Genomic DNA, 21,498 nt, shown 5'->3' with positions numbered 1-21,498 from the left:
TTACAAAACTGCCATGGCGTCATTTCTCACGCCATGGCAACTCATTTTGACCTATTTATTCTTTCTATGAAACAAGTCGAGAGATATAGATCCACGCTGGAGCTGCGATGATAAAACCAAGCACACTCACCGCCAGCGATGCTGTTCCTGTCCGGGTATACAGATTAAAGCGACTCGCAATAATTATTCCAGAGAAAGCAGGTGGCAACGCCCCGGCTAATACCATCATTTGCAGTTGCTCTGTCCCCATATTAAACATCATACCTGCCAGTAACATTAACCCTGGCATTAACACTAGCTTTAATAACGTGTTATAGACAATCTCACCATCGAACTCGAACTTATTCGCGGCTAATGTCAGGCCCGCAGCAAATACCGCAACACCGGAGTTTGCTTTCGCAATTAAATCAAATGTCGGGTCCCAAACCGTTGGAATTTTCACACCAACCAGTACCAAAGCAGTCGCGAGTACCGGAGCCCATACGACAGGTTCTTTAAAGGCTGAGATTAATGCATCCATACCGCCACCGCCTTTTTTCCCTTCTGCATCAGATGGGTTCAGTAAGAACAAGCCGATAGGGATTGTAATGGCATTAACGATGATGGATATAATGGCAACAACTAACCCCGTTGAAACGGTTTCACCATAAATAGGGTCTAGAACCGCAAACCCTAAGAAACCAATTGTCGGAGAACCTGCAATTAATGCACATACCGCAGCTTCGCCACGACTATGTTTAAAAATATATTTACAGCTAAAGAAAGAGAAAAAGAAACAAACGAGCAAGACCACAAATGAAATAATAGTCAATTTAGCGTCTGCAAATATCATTTCTCGATTAGCACGCGCGATAGACACAAATAATGCAGCAGGTAATGCGTAATTTAATACCAACTTATTAAATGCTTTCGCTTGGTCACTGGTAAACACATTTCGTTTACCACTCACATAACCTAGTACCATAATAATAATGATAGGTAATAGGTCGCTCATAAAAATCTTATACATAAAATCAGCCATAAGACCCACCTATTTGGCAATAAGACCCCGTACGCAGCTCATCAATATGAGCCGCGTAAGGTAATCTTTGTTAGTTAACGTGATGCTGCGTTAATTCTTCACTACAGACTTCGGATTTAAATTACCAATATGGCCACTTTCCGTTCCAACAGCAGGGTCAATAACGACATTTATCAAGGTTGGATGACCCGATGTTAAACCTGCCTTCAAGGCTTCCTGTATCTCTGCTGGCGTTGTTGCTTGATAACCAATGCCACCAAAAGCCTCGATCATTTTGTCATAACGCGCTCCACCCATTAAAACTGTAGGGGAAGGGTCTTGGTCACCATGGAGATTTACGCCATCACCACGGTAAATCCCACCATTATTGAAAATCAAAATGGTGACCGGCAATTTGTAACGACAAATCGTTTCAATTTCCATACCACTAAAGCCGAATGCACTATCGCCTTCAATCGCTACAACAGGCTTACCACTGGTTACAGCAGCACCAACTGCATAGCCCATTCCAACGCCCATCACGCCCCAAGTTCCACAATCTAAGCGTTTACGTGGTTGGTACATATCAATAATATTTCGTCCGTTATCAAGCGTGTTAGCACCTTCATTGACGACATAAACATCTTGGTGATCGACCAGCACATCACGGATTGCACGTAAGGCGTTAAAGTAATTCATAGGAGAAGTGTCAGTGTTTAACTTAACTGCCATTTTCTCGACATTAATTTTCTTGTGCTCATCAATACTAGCAAGCCATTCCGTTGGAGATTTAACAGGGATTGATTTAAGCCCTGCCAATAAAGACTCGATACTTGAGTAAATATCACCAACAACAGGTGCGGTTATTGGGCGGTTACTATCAATTTCAGAAGGTTCAATATCTAACTGAATGAATTGAGTTTCTGGTGACCAGTGCTTACCTTTACCATGATCAAGTAACCAATTAAGGCGAGCTCCCATTAACACCACAACATCCGCACTGGATAAGGCATATGAACGAGCAGATGCCGCTGACTGAGGATGCGTATCTGGTAACAGCCCTTTTGCCATTGACATCGGTAAATAAGGGATACCCGTCGTTTCAATAAATTGACGAATATTGTCATCTGCTTGAGCATAAGCGGCGCCTTTACCCAAAATAATTAATGGCCGCTTAGCTGAGGCGAGCAGCTTAAGGGCTTTATTCACTGAATCGGGTGATGGAATTTGTCTTGGCGCAGGGTCTTCGACTGTAAAAATGGTTTTATCCGCCGCGTCTTTATCCATCACGGCAGACAACACTTCCGTTGTTAAATCAAGATAAACTCCACCTGGACGGCCTGATACCGAAGCGCGGATTGCTCGCGCGAGTGCGATACCAAGGTCTTCGGGTTTATTCACACGATAAGACGCTTTTACAAAGGGTTTTGCCGTGTTCATTTGGTCTAATTCTTCGTAATCACCCTGCTGCAAATCAATTATTGCTCTGTCGCTCGAACCACTGATTTGAATCATTGGAAAACCGTTGGTGGTTGCATTAGCCAGCGCCACCATGCCATTTAAAAAACCTGGCGCCGAAACCGTTAAGCAGATACCCGGTTTTTGGGTGATAAAACCACTAATTGCAGCCGCATTACCCGCGGATTGTTCATGGCGAAATCCAATATAGCGAATACCTTCAGCTTGTGCATGCCTTGCCATGTCAGTCACTGGAATTCCAACAACACCGTAGATTGTATCAATGCCATTTTTTTTAAGCGCATCGACAATAATATGCATACCATCAGTCAGGTTTTGGGTTTGATCAGCAGACATGTCTACCTCATAATTAACTGATTAAAAGATTAAAGGGAGTGATAAGCCACTCCCAATTTTTAAAATTAGATCGCTTTGTTCGCGCGCATAGCTGCAATTTCATCTGCGCTATAGCCTAATTCAGTTAGGACTTGATCTGTGTGCTCACCCAACAATGGCGCGCTTTTGATATCAGGTGTAAATGAGGAGAATTTCATCGGGCAACCCACCGTCAAGTAAGTCCCGCGTTTTGGTTGTTCAACTTCAACAATACTTCCACTCTTACGCAGCGATTGGTCTCGTGCAATTTCACGCATACTGAGTACAGGGGCGCAAGGTACACCGTATTTACTCAAATATTCGACTGCTTCATGTTTATCTTTATCTGCTAAGAATTTTTCAATTTCAGCAAAAATATCAAAAATATGAGGTTGACGAGCCTTTGGTGTATTGTAAGCAGGGTCAGTTGCCCATTCAGGCTTACCAATAGCGACACAGGTTTGCTCCCAGTCCTGTTCTTGGATAGTAAAATAAATATAAGCATTTGGGTCAGTTTCCCAGCCTTTACATTTTAAAATCCAACCTGGCTGGCCGCCGCCGCCAGCATTACCACCACGAGGAACAGCATCACCAAACGTACCATTTGGATATTGCGGGTATTCTTCAAGGTAGCCAATTTTCTCTAATCGTTGCTGGTCACGAAGTTTGACTCGGCACAAGTTGAGTACAGCGTCTTGCATCGACATAGTCACTCGCTGACCTTTGCCTGTTTTTTCGCGGTGTAATAGCGCTGCAAGTAAGCCTATGAGCAAGTGCATACCCGTATTGCTATCACCTAACGCTGCGGCACTCACTAATGGTGGGCCATCCCAAAAACCTGTCGTAGAGGCAGCTCCACCAGCAGCTTGGGCAACGTTCTCGTAGGCTTTAACATTTGCATAAGGAGAGTCTTCATCAAAACCTTTGATGGAACCGAAAATCAAACGAGGATTTAATTCTTGAATGTGTTCCCAAGTGAAACCCATATGGTCAATTGCACCTGGATGGAAGTTCTCAACGAGGACGTCGGCTTGCTTAATCAGCCGCTCCATCACCTCTTTACCTTCTGGTGTTTTGGTATTTAATTCTACTGAGCGCTTATTACTATTAAGCATTGTGAAATACAGCGCATCCACATCAGGGATATCCCTTAATTGATTGCGCGTGACATCTCCAACTCCCGGACGTTCAATCTTAATAACATCCGCGCCGAACCACGCTAACATTTGAGTACAAGATGGCCCTGATTGTACACCGGTGAAATCCAGTACTTTAATACCTTGTAAAGGAAGATCCATGTGTTACCTCTTTATTTAGCTGTCGTAAAAGGAATGTATGACGGTTCAATTATTTAGCTGCGTTAAAAAGATATTTATATATATGATGGTTTTTATATTTATTACTAACTACATGACTATTTTTATTAAATAATATCACCAATGTCCAGTAATTAATTCTATTAATATATGTAAACCATATCATTCTTAAAATACTCCAACGCCAGCATATTAATTCAACTTAAACTTGCAATTAGAAACAAAATATCGAATTAATCAACAACGTTCATTTAAGATAGCTATTTATTGATCTAATATCAATATTCAATAGCTATTCACAAAGAAATAATAATTATAAAAATTATTTATTATCAACAAATTAAAGAATTATCATCTTTTTTTTACATAAAAATAAAACAAATAAATATTTATTTGTTTATTCTTGGTTTAAAAACCAATGTAAATTATACGCGAAATAAGAGCATCTTTATTTGATGTGTATTTTGTATTAATCTTATTTTGATTAACTATAATGATAATAAATCGTAAACAGGTCATCAAATAAATATATCTAATTTTCTTTCTTTCAAATAAATTGAATGTTTATATTTTTTAGATATAAAAAACCCACAAATAACATTAGTCATTTGTGGGTTTGATAACAACAATAATAAAACTTAGTTTTTCTCTTGTTGCTGTTTTTGCTGTTTTTCTTTTTCCAAAAGCTGACGGTACCACAATGGATGGTGCTTTCTAGCCCAACCACGAGTCACCCAACCTTCAACCATCGCACGCACTGAACCTTTCACCCAAATCGCAGCATAAGCGTGAACCACAATCATGATGATCAGCGCAATCGCAGAGAGCGAGTGAATAAGAATAGCTGCACGATAAACAGGGATTGGGAAGTAATCGGCGAAATAAGGACGCCACATGATCACACCCGTGACCACCAGCGCTAATAAGCAGATAGTGACTACCCAATACACCCCTTTTTGGCCGAGGTTATATTGACCTACATCACCTGCTTCTTCGTTTTTCAGTACTTTACCGATATTTTTTGCCCACTTGATATCTTCTTTATTAATGAAGTTATGGTGGAAATAGCGGAAGAACATAAATACGAACAGCAAGAACATCGCCGTACCCACAAATGGATGCAAAATTCGCGACAGCTGTGGTGTGCCTAAAATGTTCATAAACCAGTTTAGTGAAGGGAAAAAGAACCCTAACCCACTGATTGCGGTGAACAAAAAGCAAATCACAACCGCCCAGTGATTGATCCTTTCAATCGGTTTATGGCGGATGATTTTGTCGTTATCATCTGGCATCATTTCTGATCCTCCCCTTCTTTTGATTTCGAAGTGTCAGAGGACATTGCATTATGCAAATCTTCTAAAGCTTCTTCTTCATCTTTTTTGGAGACGCGGTTCGGACCAATACCCACATAGTGGAAGATGGCCGCCGCAAATGTTGCAGCAAAACCAACCGCTGCTAACGGCTTCCAGATACCTTTCCAGAAAGTGACTGTAGGGCTGATTGTCGGGTTTTCCGGCAATCCGTGATACAACTGCGGTTTATCTGCATGGTGTAAAACGTACATCACGTGCGTACCACCAACCCCCTCAGGGTCATATAAACCTGCGTTTGCATAACCACGAGTTTTCAGCTCTTCAACACGCTCACCAGCCATGTTAATCATGTCTTCTTTGCTACCGAAGTGGATAGCGCCGGTTGGACACGTTTTCACACACGCAGGCTCTTGACCGACTTCAACACGGTCAACACACAGCGTACATTTGTATGCACGGTTATCTTCTGGGTTGATGCGCGGTACATCAAACGGACAACCCGCAATACAATAACCACAACCAATACAATGTTCTGATTGGAAATCAACGATACCGTTTTTGTACTGTACTATCGCGCCTTCCGAAGGGCACGCTTTCAGACAGCCTGGGTCAGCACAGTGCATACAACCATCTTTACGGATCAGCCATTCAAATTTATCGTTCTCTTCCACTTCAGAGAAGCGCATTACCGTCCATGATTTAGCGGTTAAATCTGTTGGGTTATCATATACCCCAACGTTCGTCCCGATTTTGTCACGGATATCGTTCCATTCGGAACACGCGACCTGACAAGCTTTACAGCCGATACAGGTCGTCACATCGATAAGCTTTGCAACTTCTTCCTTATAGTCCCGCACCTGAGGCGCGGGAGTCAGGGAATTGGTGGCAGAGCGACGAATAATGTCCTGAGATTGCATTGACATAATTTATCTCCTTACACCTTTTCCACATTGACAAGGAACGATTTAAATTCCGGTGTCTGAGTATTCGCATCACCCACATACGGCGTTAACGTGTTAGCAATAAAGCCTTTCACAGCCAAGCCTTCAAAGCCCCAGTGAATAGGGATACCGATAGTATCAATATCTTTACCCGCCACTTTCAGCGTATGAATACGTTTGGTGACCACCGCTTTTGCTTTGATATAACCGCGTTTAGAGCTGACTTTCACCGTATCACCTTGTTTGATACCTTTTTCATTCGCCAGACGTTCACCAATTTCTATGAACTGTTGTGGCTGAATGATGGCATTTAACAAGGCATGCTTTGTCCAATAGTGGAAATGTTCAGTCAAACGATAAGTCGTTCCCACATAAGGGAATTCTGTCGCTTTACCCATTTGTGCCCAGTCATCTTTAAACACACGAGCAGCAGGGTTTGATACGACTTTTGGATGCAATGGGTTAGTATCCAGCGGCGTTTCAATTGGTTCGTAGTGCTCTGGGAATGGGCCTTCAGCCATTTTATCCAGTGCGAATAGACGTCCCATACCTTCTGGCTGCATGATAAACGGACCAACACCACTTCCCGGCGCAGCATTGCTATAGTCAGGAATATCCATTCCTATCCATTTGCTACCGTTCCACTCGAGGATTTGGCGTTTCGGATCCCACGGTTTACCCATTGGGTCTGCCGATGCACGGTTATAAATCACACGACGGTTTAGAGGCCACGCCCATGCCCAACCTAATGTGTTACCTAGACCCGTTGGGTCAGAGTTATCACGGTTAGCCATTTGGTTACCTTTCGGCGTCCAACTACCGGTGAAAATCCAGCAACCACTTGCAGTAGTACCATCATCACGCAATTGGGCAAACGAACTCAACAGCTCACCTTTTTTCGCAATAACGTTGCCATCCGCATCTTTTAAGTCAACTAAAGCATAACCATTGTTTTCTTGAGCGACTTCTTCTGGCGTTGGGTTATCACGGTCGAAGTAATTCCAAGTCATACTTAGAACTTGTTCAGGTACTGCACCACCTTCAGAGGCATACAGTTGGCGTAGACGATGGAAAATACCAGACAGAATTTCACCATCACTGATCGCTTCACCTGGGGCATCCGCACCTTTCCAGTGCCATTGTAACCAACGCGCTGAGTTAACAATCGAACCATTTTCTTCAGCAAAACAGCAAGATGGCAGGCGGAATACCGTAGTTTGGATTTCTTCCGGATTCACATCATTCATTTCGCCGTGGTTTTGCCAGAAATTCGAGGTTTCCGTATTCAGTGGGTCAACGGTAATCAAAAATTTCAGTTTTGACAGCGACTTAACGACTTTGTTTTTATTCGGGAATGATGCTAATGGGTTAAAGCCTTGGCAGATATAGCCGTTAACTTCCCCTTTATCCATCATTTCGAAATAACGCAGCACATCATAGCCTTGATCCCATTTCGGTAATAAATCAAAGCCCCAATTATTTTCTTTCTGCGCTTTATCTCCGTAGAAAGTCTTCATCAAACTAACAAAGAATTTCGGGTAGTTACCCCAATAGTTAACTTGACCTTCAACCGTTGCTTTTGGCGTGTTTGCAGCTAAGTAACTTTCTAATGTGGTTTGTTTGTCTGATGGTAAGGTTAAATAACCCGGTAAGCTCTGAGATAGCAAACCTAAGTCAGTTAGACCTTGGATATTAGAGTGACCACGCAGTGCGTTTACACCACCGCCTAACATCCCCATATTACCCAGCAGTAATTGGATCATCGCCATGGTACGAATATTTTGCGCACCCACGGTATGTTGAGTCCAACCTAATGCATATAAGAACGATGCTGTTTTATCTTTAGCACTCGTTTCTGCAAGGTATTCACAGACTTGCAAGAAATCTTTAATTGGCGTACCACAGATGTTATTCACCACTTCAGGTGTATAACGGCTGACGTGTTCTTTTAATAGATTTAACACACAACGTGGGTGTTTCAGAGTCGGATCGCGCAGCGCAAGGCCGTTTTCATCCATCTCATAGTTCCACGTGGTTTTATCATATTGATGTTTTTCTTCGTCATAACCTGTAAACAGGCCGTCATCAAAACCATAATCTTCACGAATAACTAAACTGGCGTTGGTATACGCTTCCACGTATTCACGCTGAATTTTTTCATTATCCAGTAAGTATTTGATAACACCTGATAAGAACGCGATATCTGTACCCGAACGGATAGGCGTGTAAAAATCCGCCACTGCCGCAGTACGGGTAAAGCGTGGGTCAATAACAATAAGTTTGGCTTTATTATGGATTTTAGCTTCCATCGCCCAGCGGAAACCGACTGGATGCGCTTCTGCTGCATTTCCACCCATAACGACAACTAGGTTTGCATTTTTAATGTCAACCCAGTGGTTGGTCATCGCACCGCGACCAAATGTTGGAGCAAGACTTGCTACCGTTGGTCCGTGTCAGACACGCGCTTGGTTATCAACGGCAAGCATGCCGAGAGCGCGGGTGAATTTTTGCGTTACAAATCCGCTTTCGTTACTCCCCGCCGATGCGCATAGCATACCGGTGGTCAGCCAACGATTTACCGTGACACCGTCTTTATTTTTCTCAATAAAGTTCGCATCGCGGTCTTCTTTCATTAACTTAGCGATACGGTCAAATGCTTCGTTCCACGTGATACGTTTCCACTCATTAGTACCCGGCTCACGCACTTCAGGATACTTCAAGCGGCTTTCACTGTGGATGAAATCGATAAGTCCAGCACCTTTCGGACAAAGTGCACCACGGTTTACCGGATGATCCGGGTCCCCTTCAATATGGAAAATGCTCTCTTTTGCATTTTTCGCGCCATCACCGAGGCTGTACATTAACAGCCCACAGCCGACAGAACAGTAGGTACAGGTATTTCTGGTCTCTTTCGCACGCAGTAATTTATACTGGCGCGTTGACGCTAACGCGGTGGCGGGTGCAAAACCCAAGGCCGCTGCCGTCGTACCTGCCATACCGCCAGCGCAGATCTTAAAGAACTGCCTTCTGCTGACTTGCATGGGGATCTCCTCATTTACATTGCTCATGTTTACCTAACGCCAATCGCGATAATCAGGTAAACTGTTTTTATTCAACGTCTTCCTTACGTCCCAGGTTCATTGCCCGGCAAATGGTGTAAATTCTTTTTACCCATAATTAATATTATGTATCATTAATGCTAGGAATTCATCTAATGTATGAAACAAATACTACAAATGACTCCAAATTAACCAAAATGATTGGCTTAAATCACACAACCGTGCAACAAAAAGGCAACCTGAATTTACTCGTAAATGACTATGTAGCAGAAGAATCTCCTGTCGCTTTAGTCTTCAATGGCATATCCCATGTGGTAATGATGGCAACGCCAAAAGATCTTGAGGATTTTGCAGTCGGCTTCGCACTTTCTGAAGGGATAATACAGTCAGATGATGAAATTCGTGGAATTGATATCGTGGAAGGCTGCAACCGCGGAATTGAAGTGCATGTTGAATTATCTAGCCGTCGGTTTATGGAACTCAAAGAACGTCGCCGTAATTTAGCAGGGCGTACAGGCTGTGGTATTTGTGGCACTGAGCAACTCGATGAAATTTTCAAACCGATCGCCCCACTACCTTTCACCCAAACCTTCTCTCTCTCGCATCTCGATAATGCATTACATGAATTGAAAAAAGTGCAAGAAATTGGTGCACTGACAGGTTGTACCCATGCGGCCGCATGGATTTCACCAGAAGGGCAATTAGTCGGTGGATGTGAAGATGTCGGCCGTCATGTGGCTCTGGATAAACTTTTAGGTATGAAACATCGTAACCAATGGCAACAAGGCGCAGTACTGGTTTCTAGCCGTGCTAGCTATGAAATGGTACAAAAAGCCGCTAGCTGTGGTGCAGAAATTCTATTTGCTGTTTCCGCCGCCACTGCACTCGCTATTGAAGTCGCAGAAAAAGCCAATTTGACCTTAGTCGGCTTTTGTCGTCAAGGTAAAGCGACGGTGTTTACGCACGGGAGTCGGGTAAGGGATTAACTTTCCAACTGAAGATAATCATTTTAGATTAAGAGAAGTCAGAATAGCTTAATAGCGAATTAAGGCAGGAAAAACGCGGGGACTACCGATAAAACAAACCTACACGGTATGACGTGTAGGTTTTAGGCGATACCGCATCACTTCCCAATACAAAAACTTGAGAAAATACGGCCTAATAAATCATCAGAAGTGAACTCACCAGTGATTTCGCTGAGTTCTTGCTGAGCTAAACGTAATTCTTCCGCTAATAACTCACCGGAGCGAGCGTTCACTAACTGGTCATAGCCCTGTTCTAGGTGAACAGCTGCCGCATTCAATGCTTGTAAATGGCGACTACGAGCAAGGAAACCACCCTCAGTATTGCTATTAAAGCCAATGGTTTCTTTTAGGTGATCGCGCAACAAATCAATGCCTTTTTCTTCGCGTGCAGACAAACGAATTAACGGATAACGAGTATTATCAATAAACTCAACTGGTTCGCCTGTCATATCGGCTTTGTTACGAATTACGGTGACCGGAAGTTCATCAGGTAAGCGCGCCATAAATTCAGGCCAAATTTCTTGTGGTTCCGTGGCATTAGTTGTAGTGCTATCAACCATAAACAGCACATGGTCCGCTTGTTCAATTTCTTTCCAAGCTCGTTCGATACCAATTCGCTCAACTTCATCACTGGCTTCGCGCAGGCCTGCAGTATCAATGATATGCAATGGCATACCATCAATATGAATATGTTCACGTAATACATCACGCGTCGTTCCCGCAATATCCGTGACAATCGCAGCCTCACGCCCCGCCAATGCATTTAGCAAGCTCGATTTTCCTGCATTTGGGCGCCCTGCAATTACCACTTTCATTCCTTCACGCAATAAACTACCTTGGCGCGCTTGGGAGCGAACTTGTTCTAAATCTGCCACCACTTCGTTGAGTTTAGCTTCAATTTTACCGTCAGACAGGAAGTCAATTTCTTCATCTGGGAAATCGATAGCTGCTTCCACATAGATGCGCAAGTGAGTGAGTGCTTCCACCAATTGGTGAATATGAGAAGAAAATGCGCCCTGTAACGAATTCATCGCTGAACGCGCCGCTTGTTCAGAACTCGCGTCAATCAAATCGGCAATTGCTTCCGCTTGGGCTAAATCGAGCTTATCGTTTAAAAATGCTCGCTCAGAAAATTCACCAGGATTCGCAATGCGAATACCATCAATCGTTAGTATTCTTCTGAGCAATAAATCAAGAATAACTGGCCCACCGTGTCCTTGTAATTCAAGCACATCTTCACCCGTAAATGAATTTGGCCCAGGGAAGTAAAGCGCAATACCTTGGTCAAGAACAGAGCCATCCTCATCACGAAATGGCAGGTAATCCGCATAACGTGGTTTAGGGAGTTTTCCCAACACGATTTCGGCAATCTGCGCCGCTTTCGGGCCAGATACACGTAAAATACCGACACCACCACGACCGGGAGGTGTTGCCTGTGCGACGATAGTATCGTTGATTTGCATGATGTTTCTCTGTTTTGACTTAAAAACTGTTTTTTGAAAAGAATAAAGGCGACCGTGTTTGGTCGCCTTAATACTACTATAGAATCCCGCTTTGTGAAGCCATTCTCAGTTTACTGAGAAGCGAGACTATTTTTTCTCTTTTTTATCGCGACTGTGCAGACCACGTTTTTCCAGACCACGGTAAATCACTTGTTGCTGGATGATGGTGACTAAGTTACTCACGATATAATACAGAACCAGACCTGATGGGAACCACAGGAAGAAGATGGTGAACACGACTGGCATGTACGTCATAATCTTCTGCTGCATTGGGTCAGTCACAGCGGTTGGTGACATTTTCTGAATCACAAACATCGTCACACCCATCAATACTGGCAGAATGTAGTACGGGTCTTGTGCAGACAAGTCTTGAATCCAACCAAAGAATGGTGCGTGACGCAGTTCAACAGAACCCATCAACATATAGTAAAGTGCAAGGAAGATAGGCATTTGAATCAGCAGAGGTAAACAACCACCCAGTGGGTTTACTTTTTCTGCTTTATACATCGCCATCATTTCTTGGCTCATACGTTGTTTATCATCACCAATACGCTCACGCATTGCAGCCAGTTTAGGTTGCAGTAAACGCATTTTCGCCATCGAGGTGTACTGTGCTTTAGTCAGTGGGTACATAATACCACGAACGATAAAGGTGATAACGATGATAGCAATACCCCAGTTACCCACAAAACCGTGAATGAATTTCAGCAGTTTAAACAGTGGCTGAGAGATAAACCATAACCAACCATAATCAACGGTTAAGTCTAAATGTGGTGCAACTGCAGCCATTTCAGACTGAATTTCAGGACCAACCCATAACGTTGATGAATAAGTACCAGCGCCATTAGCTGCGATAGTCATTGGTTCACTCTTATAACCAATGATGGCAGATTTTTTATCAAGGTCAATGGTGTAGAAAGTACTCTTTTCAGCACTTGCCGGGATCCACGCGGTTGCAAAATACTGTTGCAACATCGCTACCCAGCCACCTTTGGTGGTTAAGTCGAGGTTTTTATCTTCGATGTCGCCAAAGCTATATTTTTTATAGTTGTTTTCATCAGAAGAATACGCCGCACCACGATAGGTATGCAGAGCAAAATTGCTGCTGCCAGTGTCACGCTCTTTAGGTAACTCGATAGTTTGTTTTAACTGACCGAAGAAAGCGAGACTCAGTGGTTGAGCGGTTGGGTTTTGAATACTGTATTCAACTTCAACAGTATATTGGCCACGTTTAACAATGTACGTTTTCTGATATATAACACCGTTATTATCAGTAAATGTCATTGGTACGCGCAAGACGTCTTGGCCTTTCTCTAATGTGAAAGTTGTAGAATCTGCGCTATACAGCGGACGTTCGCCATTATTATTTGCTGGGTTGTCTGGACCATGAAGACCAATCAAACCACTCTGTGCCTGGTAGACAAAGCCTGGATTAGTTTCCAGTAAACGGAAAGGGCTTTCCGAATGAAGGGTCGCAGGATAGGCTAACAGGTCAGCCTCATCGATATCACCACCACGAGTATTGATGCGAATATCCAGTACATCAGTTTTGACTGTGATGAGCTTACCTTGCCCACTGCCAGTTACGGCTTGAGCATCACTGCTTGGCATATCCGCTTGTTGCGAAGTTTGAACAGTTTTAACGTCCTGAGCAACTTTATCGCTCTCCCAGGCCTGCCAAACTAAGAACGACACGAACAACAAAGCGATGAGTAGAAGATTGCGTTGCGAATCCATCGTTATAATTCTCTATTATCATCAGTTTTTCTAGGTGGGACAGGATCATCTCCACCAGCGTGTAAAGGGTGGCATTTTAATACGCGTTTCGCCGTTAACCAACTCCCTTTTAGCATACCAAACCTGCGCAATGCCTCAATTCCGTAATTTGAACAAGTAGGATTGAAGCGACAACGAGGCCCTAACAACGGGCTAATTGCCAGTTGGTAGCCTCTGATCAGCATGATCAGGATTTTTGAGCCAAGCGACGGTGACGACGCCATAACTTATCCAATGCTTCCGTGATCTGTTGATTGTCGAGATTAGCGACCCCTTTCCTTACCAATACCACAAAGTCCATTGAAGGCAACTCATGTTGATGCAGACGAAAATATTCACGCGCTAACCGTTTAATACGATTTCGCTCATGAGCTCGTTTAACATTTTTTTTGGCGATGGTAAGACCGATGCGGGGATGCCCCAGCTCGTTTAGGCGACCAAGGATTGTTATCTCTGGGGAACTCGCCCTCTGCGGCTGCTTAAAGACATTATCGAAATGCCTGGGAGTTAACAAACGTAACTCCCGGGTAAAAGCGAGCGTAACCACTTGAATAGAGGGCTAGCTTTATTACTTAGATGAAACGGTCAGACGAGCGCGGCCTTTAGCACGACGGCGAGCCAGAACCTGACGACCATTTTTAGTGGCCATACGAGCACGGAAACCGTGTGAACGGTTGCGCTTCAGTACGGACGGTTGAAAAGTGCGTTTCATAACGATTTCTACCTAACTTTTAAATTTATTACTGATTCAGTAAACGCGTTGGCAACCAGTGGAAACTGATTTACACCTGTGCCTCTATCGCAACAATATAGAAAGAGGCAGGATTGTAATAAAACATAGGGGGTCACGTCAATGAAATGACGCAATCAAACCACTTTTATTTATAGCCTGGCTGACCGGTTTGCCGACATATGTTGTGACAGCCGACGAATGATTACATTCGCATACTGGCTGAAAACCTGTTTTTTGCCCCGCCCCACCTAACATTAACGTTAAAATAAAGCGATATAGCCCAACAAGTTTACCTCAGTTTCGTGTAAAAATCACATCTGTACTGTACACAGGGAGGAAGATTATACGGACTCCGACCCAAAGCGCAAGGATCTTCAAGAGATCTAAAAATATTTTTTGATCATACAGAATATTTACTGTAAATCGTCTAAAGTTATCCCCAGCATGTGGAAAAATGACGATAAATTTAGGTAGCCCAGTCTATTTCTTCTTTATAAGAGGGGCCTTATCACATTTACCTGTGGATAAAAAGCATAAAAACTGTGTAAAAGAATGGAGATCTCTGACTAATTTTGCGGTATGATCGCTGGTCTATTTCTGATCCATCGATCGGCAATATGCAGTAAGTAAGCGTTAATCTAAAATATTTTTGGGTCATAGCACTAAGAATGAGCCCGAGAAACTCTTTGTTTACATCCGTACTTCTTGTTCCATTGACCTTGTTTAGGGGAGTCCAACGTGTCACTTTCGCTTTGGCAGCAATGTCTTGCCCGATTGCAGGATGAACTACCTGCCACAGAATTCAGTATGTGGATACGACCCCTTCAAGCTGAATTAAACGACAATACACTGGCACTTTATGCCCCAAATCGTTTCGTTCTCGACTGGGTTAGAGACAAGTACATCAATAATATCAATGAATTATTGAATGACTTTTGTGGAACTGACGCGCCTGCACTACACTTTGAGGTAGGCAACAAACCGATTACAGTCGCACCGGCAGCAACACAAGCACGTACAACTCAACAAGTACCTGCGTTTGCCGTTCCGTCAGCCCCAATTAAACCGAGTTGGGACAACTCAGCCAAAGTACAACCAGAAGTTGCTTATCGTTCTAATGTAAACCCTAAGCACACTTTTGATAACTTTGTTGAAGGTAAATCGAACCAATTGGCTCGCGCTGCTGCGAGGCAAGTGGCAGAAAATCCAGGTGGTGCCTACAACCCATTATTTCTTTATGGTGGGACTGGTTTAGGTAAAACCCACTTATTACATGCTGTCGGCAATAGTATTATGCAGCATAAAGCCAACGCTCGCGTGGTTTATATGCACTCTGAACGTTTTGTTCAAGATATGGTCAAAGCTCTACAGAACAACGCAATTGAAGAATTCAAACGTTATTACCGTTCTGTAGATGCGCTACTCATTGATGATATCCAGTTTTTTGCTAACAAAGAGCGCTCACAAGAAGAATTTTTCCATACTTTTAATGCGCTACTGGAAGGCAATCAGCAAATTATTTTGACCTCTGACCGTTACCCAAAAGAGATTAACGGTGTGGAAGATCGCTTAAAATCGCGTTTTGGTTGGGGCCTAACCGTTGCAATCGAACCACCAGAGTTAGAAACTCGCGTGGCGATTTTAATGAAAAAAGCAGATGAAAATGAAATCCAACTTCCGGGTGAAGTGGCCTTTTTCATCGCCAAACGCCTTCGCTCGAACGTTCGTGAATTAGAAGGGGCGTTAAATCGTGTGATTGCCAACGCAAACTTTACTGGCCGCGCGATTACTATCGATTTTGTCAGAGAAGCACTGCGTGACCTATTAGCACTACAAGAAAAGCTGGTAACTATTGATAATATTCAAAAAACAGTTGCTGAATATTATAAAATTAAGGTAGCAGATTTATTGTCTAAGCGCCGTTCCCGTTCTGTCGCGCGTCCGCGTCAGATGGCAATGGCACTGGCAAAAGAGCTGACTAACCATAGTTTACCTGAAATCGGGGATGCCTTTGGCGGCCGTGACCATACCACGGTGTTACATGCTTGCCGTAAAATTGAACAATTACGGGAAGAAAGCCATGACATCAAAGAAGATTTTTCTAATTTAATCAGAACATTATCATCTTAATTGCTATGAAATTTACAATAGAACGCGAGCAGTTATTAAAACCGTTACAACAGGTTAGTGGTCCTTTAGGTGGGCGTCCAACTCTGCCTATTTTAGGTAACCTTTTATTACAGGTGAAAGAAGGCACCCTCCAACTCACTGGGACCGACCTTGAAATGGAGATGATGGCCAATGTTGCCCTAACAGGGGAGCACGAAATTGGCGCAACCACCGTGCCCGCACGCAAATTTTTTGATATCTGGCGTGGGCTACCTGAAGGTTCTGAAATTCATGTAGAGCTGAATGATGACAGACTGCTCGTCCGTTCTGGACGTAGCCGCTTTTCATTATCCACATTGCCAGCTGCTGACTTTCCAAACTTGGATGACTGGCAAAGCGAAGTGGAATTTTCTCTTCCGCAATCAATACTGAAACGTTTAATTGAAGCAACTCAATTTTCAATGGCGCACCAAGATGTCCGTTATTACCTTAACGGTATGCTATTTGAAACCGAAGACCAAATGCTCAGAACCGTTTCCACAGACGGTCACAGGCTTGCCGTGTGTGCGATGGATATTGGTCAATCGCTACCTTCTCATTCAGTGATAGTACCTCGTAAAGGGGTCATTGAGTTAATGCGTTTGTTAGATGGTGGTGACACCCCTCTACAACTGCAAATCGGCAGTAATAATATTCGTGCTCACGTTGGGGATTTTATCTTTACCTCTAAATTGGTTGACGGCCGTTTCCCTGATTACCGCCGAGTACTACCGAAAAATCCAAACAAAACCTTAGAAGCACGCTGTGATTTACTCAAACAAGCCTTTTCTCGCGCTGCGATTTTATCGAATGAGAAATTCCGCGGTGTGCGTTTATATTTCAGTGAAAACCAACTGCGCATTACAGCTAATAACCCAGAGCAAGAAGAAGCTGAAGAAATTGTTGATGTTAGCTACCAAGGTACTGAGATGGAAATTGGCTTTAACGTCAGCTACATCTTAGATGTCTTAAATGCACTAAAAAGTGAAAATGTGCAACTTCTGTTAACCGATGCCGTTTCCAGTGTGCAGATTGAAGACGCTGACAGTAAAGCAGCGGTGTATGTTGTCATGCCAATGCGCTTGTAATCGGTATTTATGATCCTTTCGCGTTTATTGATCCGTGATTTTCGAAATATTGAAAATGCGGATCTCTCCCTTGCTAATGGGTTCAATTTTTTAATTGGCCCCAATGGGAGCGGTAAAACCAGCATATTGGAAGCCATATATACACTCGGTCATGGCCGTGCATTTCGCAGCATTCAAGCGAACCGAGTTATTCGTCATGAGCAAGAGCAATTCATTCTTCATGGTAAACTTAGCCATTTAGATGAACAGCGAAACGACCTTTCACTAGGTTTAAGCAAAAACCGTGATGGTGATAGTAAAGTTCGAATAGACGGTACTGATGGCCATAAAATTGCAGAGCTAGCAAAATTATTGCCAATGCAACTGATTACCCCTGAAGGGTTTACTTTGCTAAATGGTGGTCCTAAATATCGACGTGCTTTTATTGATTGGGGTTGTTTTCACAATGACCCGCTGTTTTTTTCAGTATGGTCAGATTTAAAACGGTTATTAAAACAACGCAATGCCGCTTTACGGCAAGTTACTCGTTATGAGCAAATTCGTCATTGGGATAAACAACTGGCACCGCTTTCTGAGCAAATAAGCCAATGGCGCCATGACTATATTGCAGGTATTGCCGAAAATATCGAGCAAACTTGCCAACAATTTTTACCCGAATTTTCACTCTCAGTATCCTTCCAACGCGGTTGGGATAAAGAAATTGATTATTCAGAACAATTAGAGCGCCAATTTGAGCGTGATAGAGCGCTAACCTATACCGCTTCAGGGCCACATAAAGCTGATTTGCGTATTCGAGCAAATGGAACACCTGTTGAAGATATGCTTTCACGAGGCCAATTGAAGCTACTTATGTGTGCATTAAGATTAGCGCAGGGTGAGTTTTTCACCCATCAGAGCGGGCAACGATGCCTGTATCTACTGGATGATTTTGCTTCTGAACTTGATGCTGGCCGTCGCCAATTACTGGCAGCCCGCCTCAAAGCTACACAAGCGCAAGTGTTTGTCAGTGCCATTACACCTGAGCAAGTTAATGATATGATAGATGCAAATAGCAAGATGTTTAGTGTAGAACATGGCAAAATAGAAGTTCAACCTCAGGAATAGAAAGAGCAGGAAACGTTGATGTCGAATACATATGACTCCTCAAGTATCAAGGTATTAAAAGGACTGGATGCGGTGCGTAAGCGCCCGGGCATGTATATCGGTGATACAGACGATGGAACAGGTCTTCATCACATGGTTTTCGAGGTTGTCGACAACGCTATCGACGAAGCCCTCGCAGGCTTTTGTGATGATATCGTGATCACTATCCATGCCGATAACTCTATCTCCGTACAGGATGATGGACGTGGTATCCCTACAGGTATCCACGAAGAAGAAGGTGTATCAGCCGCAGAGGTTATCATGACCGTTCTGCACGCAGGCGGAAAATTTGATGACAACTCCTATAAAGTCTCCGGTGGTTTACACGGTGTTGGGGTTTCCGTTGTTAACGCCTTATCTGAAAAATTAGAATTAGTTATCCGCCGTGATGGCAAAGTTCATGAGCAAATCTACAAACACGGTGAGCCTCAAGGGCCTCTGACTGTTGTCGGTGAAACTGACCAAACAGGAACACGCGTTCGTTTTTGGCCAAGCATGGACACCTTTAAAGGTGTGACTGAATTTGAATATGATGTCTTAGCAAAACGCTTACGTGAGTTATCGTTCCTAAACTCAGGTGTTTCTATTAAGCTCGTCGATAAACGCGATGGCAAAGAAGACCATTTCCATTATGAAGGCGGTATCAAAGCCTTTGTTGAGTATTTAAGCCGTAATAAAACCCCTATCCACCCTTCTGTCTTTTATTTTTCAACTGAAAAAGACGGTATTGGCGTTGAAGTTTCAATGCAGTGGAATGATGGGTTCCAAGAAAATGTATACTGCTTCACCAATAACATTCCTCAGCGCGATGGGGGGACTCACCTCGCTGGTTTCCGTGCAGCAATGACACGCACATTAAATAACTACATGGAAAAAGAAGGCTATCAGAAGAAAAGCAAAGTCAACGCAACCGGTGACGATGCACGTGAAGGCCTGATTGCAGTTATTTCAGTAAAAGTTCCCGACCCTAAATTCTCATCACAAACCAAAGAAAAATTGGTCTCTTCCGAAGTGAAAACGGCGGTTGAAACGATGATGAACGAAAAACTGGTTGAATATTTACTGGAAAACCCGAACGATGCAAAAATCGTTGTGGGCAAAATTATTGATGCCGCACGCGCACGTGAAGCGGCGCGCAAAGCTCGCGAAATGACTCGTCGTAAAGGCGCATTAGATTTAGCTGGCTTGCCAGGTAAACTGGCTGACTGCCAAGAACGTGACCCTGCACTATCTGAACTGTACCTTGTGGAAGGGGACTCCGCGGGCGGCTCTGCAAAACAAGGCCGTAACCGTAAGAACCAAGCCATTTTGCCACTGAAAGGTAAAATTCTAAACGTAGAAAAAGCGCGTTTCGATAAAATGCTGTCTTCACAGGAAGTTGCAACCCTGATTACGGCATTAGGCTGTGGTATTGGCCGTGATGAATACAATCCTGACAAACTGCGTTATCACAGCATTATTATCATGACGGATGCGGACGTCGATGGTTCGCACATTCGTACGTTACTGTTGACCTTCTTCTATCGCCAAATGCCTGAAATCGTTGAACGTGGCCATATCTTTATTGCTCAACCACCACTGTATAAAGTGAAACGTGGTAAACAAGAGCAGTACATTAAAGATGACGATGCGATGGACGATTACCTGATTTCTATCGCCCTTGATGGCGCAGAGCTGCATTTAAGTGCCGAAGCGCCAGCTATGAAAGGTGAAGAACTCGAAAAACTGGTTGTCGAATATAATGCCGCACACCGTATTATTCGTCGTCTTGAGCGCCTTTATCCTCAAGCCCTACTTAACAGCCTGGTTTATCAGTCAACCTTGACTGAAGATGATTTAAAAGTCAGCGAAAAAGTGGAAGAATGGGCTAAAACGCTGGTTAAGCGCTTAGAAGATAACGAACAATTCGGTAGCACTTATAGCTATGTCATTAATGAAAACCGTGAACGTCAATTATTCGAGCCAACAATCCGTATTCGTACCCATGGTGTTGATACCGACTATAACCTCGATTTTGACTTTGTTCATGGCAGCGAATACCGCCGTATCACTCATTTAGGCGACTTAATCAGCGGCTTAATTGAAGAAGGTGCTTATATCAAGCGCGGTGAACGTCGCCAAGACATCAGTAACTTTGAAGAAGCTCTGGCTTGGTTAACACGTGAGTCTCGTCGTGGCCTATACGTACAACGTTATAAAGGTCTTGGTGAAATGAACCCAGAACAACTTTGGGAAACCACCATGAACCCAGAAACGCGCCGTATGATGCGTGTGACGGTGAAAGATGCGATTGCAACAGACTTACTATTCACCACATTAATGGGTGATGCTGTTGAGCCACGTCGTGCATTTATCGAAGAAAATGCCTTAAAAGCAGCGAATATTGATATCTAATTATTCAGCTAACTAAATAATATTTAATAACCCCATCCGAAAGTTTGGGGTTATTTTTTTGATTTTTTCTATAATTATTATCTTATTTTTATGATTTAATTAAACCAATAATAAAAAACAAAAAAACGAAACTAATCAATACAAAACCACTTTACAAAGGAAAAAAAAATTAAAAAATAAAGCTTAACGCTCTAATTAATAAGATTTTTTTATTTTCAAAACTGTCA

16 protein-coding genes are annotated in these 21,498 nt (G+C 43.2%); 5 read left to right on the top strand and 11 right to left on the bottom strand.

Features of this window, described 5'->3' with window-relative positions:
* Positions 1-64 precede the first annotated feature (64 nt).
* From yfdV to fdnG, 6 genes are all read right to left on the bottom strand, one after another.
* Complete coding sequence (gene yfdV / locus PR767_RS11835) at positions 65-1,009, bottom strand: transporter YfdV (protein WP_004906833.1); 945 nt, start codon at positions 1,007-1,009, stop codon at positions 65-67.
* 102 nt (positions 1,010-1,111) lie between these two features.
* The gene (gene oxc / locus PR767_RS11830) at positions 1,112-2,815 is read right to left on the bottom strand and encodes an oxalyl-CoA decarboxylase (RefSeq protein ID WP_004906831.1); all 1,704 of its coding nucleotides are present in this window, start codon (positions 2,813-2,815) and stop codon (positions 1,112-1,114) included.
* A 65-nt stretch (positions 2,816-2,880) separates the two neighbouring features.
* Positions 2,881-4,131: a formyl-CoA transferase gene (gene frc, locus PR767_RS11825; protein WP_004906829.1), complete on the bottom strand. Its 1,251-nt coding sequence runs from the start codon at positions 4,129-4,131 to the stop codon at positions 2,881-2,883.
* Between the two features lie 656 nt (positions 4,132-4,787).
* Entirely contained in the window at positions 4,788-5,444 is a 657-nt protein-coding gene (fdoI, locus tag PR767_RS11820) for a formate dehydrogenase cytochrome b556 subunit (protein ID WP_094961977.1), read from the bottom strand.
* Complete coding sequence (fdxH, locus tag PR767_RS11815; RefSeq protein WP_004906826.1) at positions 5,441-6,385, bottom strand: formate dehydrogenase subunit beta; 945 nt, start codon at positions 6,383-6,385, stop codon at positions 5,441-5,443. Before fdxH ends, fdoI begins: the two co-directional genes overlap by 4 nt.
* A gap of 11 nt (positions 6,386-6,396) precedes the next feature.
* Positions 6,397-9,444, bottom strand: a complete 3,048-nt coding sequence (fdnG, locus tag PR767_RS11810) for a formate dehydrogenase-N subunit alpha (protein WP_272520381.1) — start codon at positions 9,442-9,444, stop codon at positions 6,397-6,399.
* A 173-nt stretch (positions 9,445-9,617) separates the two neighbouring features.
* Here fdnG and fdhD point away from each other — a divergent pair, with 173 nt between their 5' ends.
* Positions 9,618-10,448, top strand: a complete 831-nt coding sequence (fdhD, locus tag PR767_RS11805; RefSeq protein WP_109912542.1) for a formate dehydrogenase accessory sulfurtransferase FdhD — start codon at positions 9,618-9,620, stop codon at positions 10,446-10,448.
* Between the two features lie 137 nt (positions 10,449-10,585).
* Here fdhD and mnmE read toward each other — a convergent pair whose 3' ends face one another.
* From mnmE to rpmH, 5 genes are all read right to left on the bottom strand, one after another.
* A complete protein-coding gene (gene mnmE / locus PR767_RS11800) occupies positions 10,586-11,950 on the bottom strand; it encodes a tRNA uridine-5-carboxymethylaminomethyl(34) synthesis GTPase MnmE (protein WP_004906817.1) in 1,365 nt (454 codons plus the stop codon).
* Between the two features lie 126 nt (positions 11,951-12,076).
* The gene (gene yidC, locus PR767_RS11795) at positions 12,077-13,726 is read right to left on the bottom strand and encodes a membrane protein insertase YidC (protein WP_004906815.1); all 1,650 of its coding nucleotides are present in this window, start codon (positions 13,724-13,726) and stop codon (positions 12,077-12,079) included.
* Positions 13,727-13,728: 2 nt separating this feature from the next.
* Positions 13,729-13,989, bottom strand: a complete 261-nt coding sequence (yidD, locus tag PR767_RS11790; protein WP_036959180.1) for a membrane protein insertion efficiency factor YidD — start codon at positions 13,987-13,989, stop codon at positions 13,729-13,731.
* Positions 13,953-14,312 (bottom strand): ribonuclease P protein component, encoded by a 360-nt coding sequence (gene rnpA / locus PR767_RS11785; RefSeq protein WP_004906229.1) that lies wholly within the window; start codon positions 14,310-14,312, stop codon positions 13,953-13,955. Before rnpA ends, yidD begins: the two co-directional genes overlap by 37 nt.
* 21 nt (positions 14,313-14,333) lie before the next feature.
* Entirely contained in the window at positions 14,334-14,477 is a 144-nt protein-coding gene (gene rpmH, locus PR767_RS11780; RefSeq protein WP_004906236.1) for a 50S ribosomal protein L34, read from the bottom strand.
* A 759-nt stretch (positions 14,478-15,236) separates the two neighbouring features.
* Between rpmH and dnaA the strand changes: the two genes are divergently transcribed.
* The 4 genes from dnaA to gyrB are packed head-to-tail and all read left to right on the top strand — an operon-like array spanning position 15,237 to position 21,271.
* Positions 15,237-16,628 (top strand): chromosomal replication initiator protein DnaA, encoded by a 1,392-nt coding sequence (gene dnaA / locus PR767_RS11775; RefSeq protein WP_109912543.1) that lies wholly within the window; start codon positions 15,237-15,239, stop codon positions 16,626-16,628.
* 5 nt (positions 16,629-16,633) lie between these two features.
* Positions 16,634-17,734, top strand: coding sequence for a DNA polymerase III subunit beta (gene dnaN / locus PR767_RS11770; RefSeq protein WP_004906806.1), 1,101 nt, complete (start codon positions 16,634-16,636; stop codon positions 17,732-17,734).
* 9 nt (positions 17,735-17,743) lie between these two features.
* Complete coding sequence (gene recF, locus PR767_RS11765) at positions 17,744-18,838, top strand: DNA replication/repair protein RecF (protein ID WP_004906804.1); 1,095 nt, start codon at positions 17,744-17,746, stop codon at positions 18,836-18,838.
* A gap of 18 nt (positions 18,839-18,856) precedes the next feature.
* Positions 18,857-21,271 carry a DNA topoisomerase (ATP-hydrolyzing) subunit B gene (gyrB, locus tag PR767_RS11760; protein ID WP_004906802.1) on the top strand — a complete coding sequence of 805 codons (2,415 nt, stop codon included), beginning with the start codon at positions 18,857-18,859 and terminating at the stop codon, positions 21,269-21,271.
* Positions 21,272-21,498 lie beyond the last annotated feature (227 nt).

It is taken from the genome of Providencia sp. PROV223, from assembly GCF_028479245.1.
GTDB classification, from domain to species: Bacteria; Pseudomonadota; Gammaproteobacteria; order Enterobacterales; family Enterobacteriaceae; genus Providencia; species Providencia rettgeri.
The sequence above is the reverse complement of the archived record's forward strand: the minus strand, read 5'-3'. Positions and strand labels throughout refer to the sequence as shown.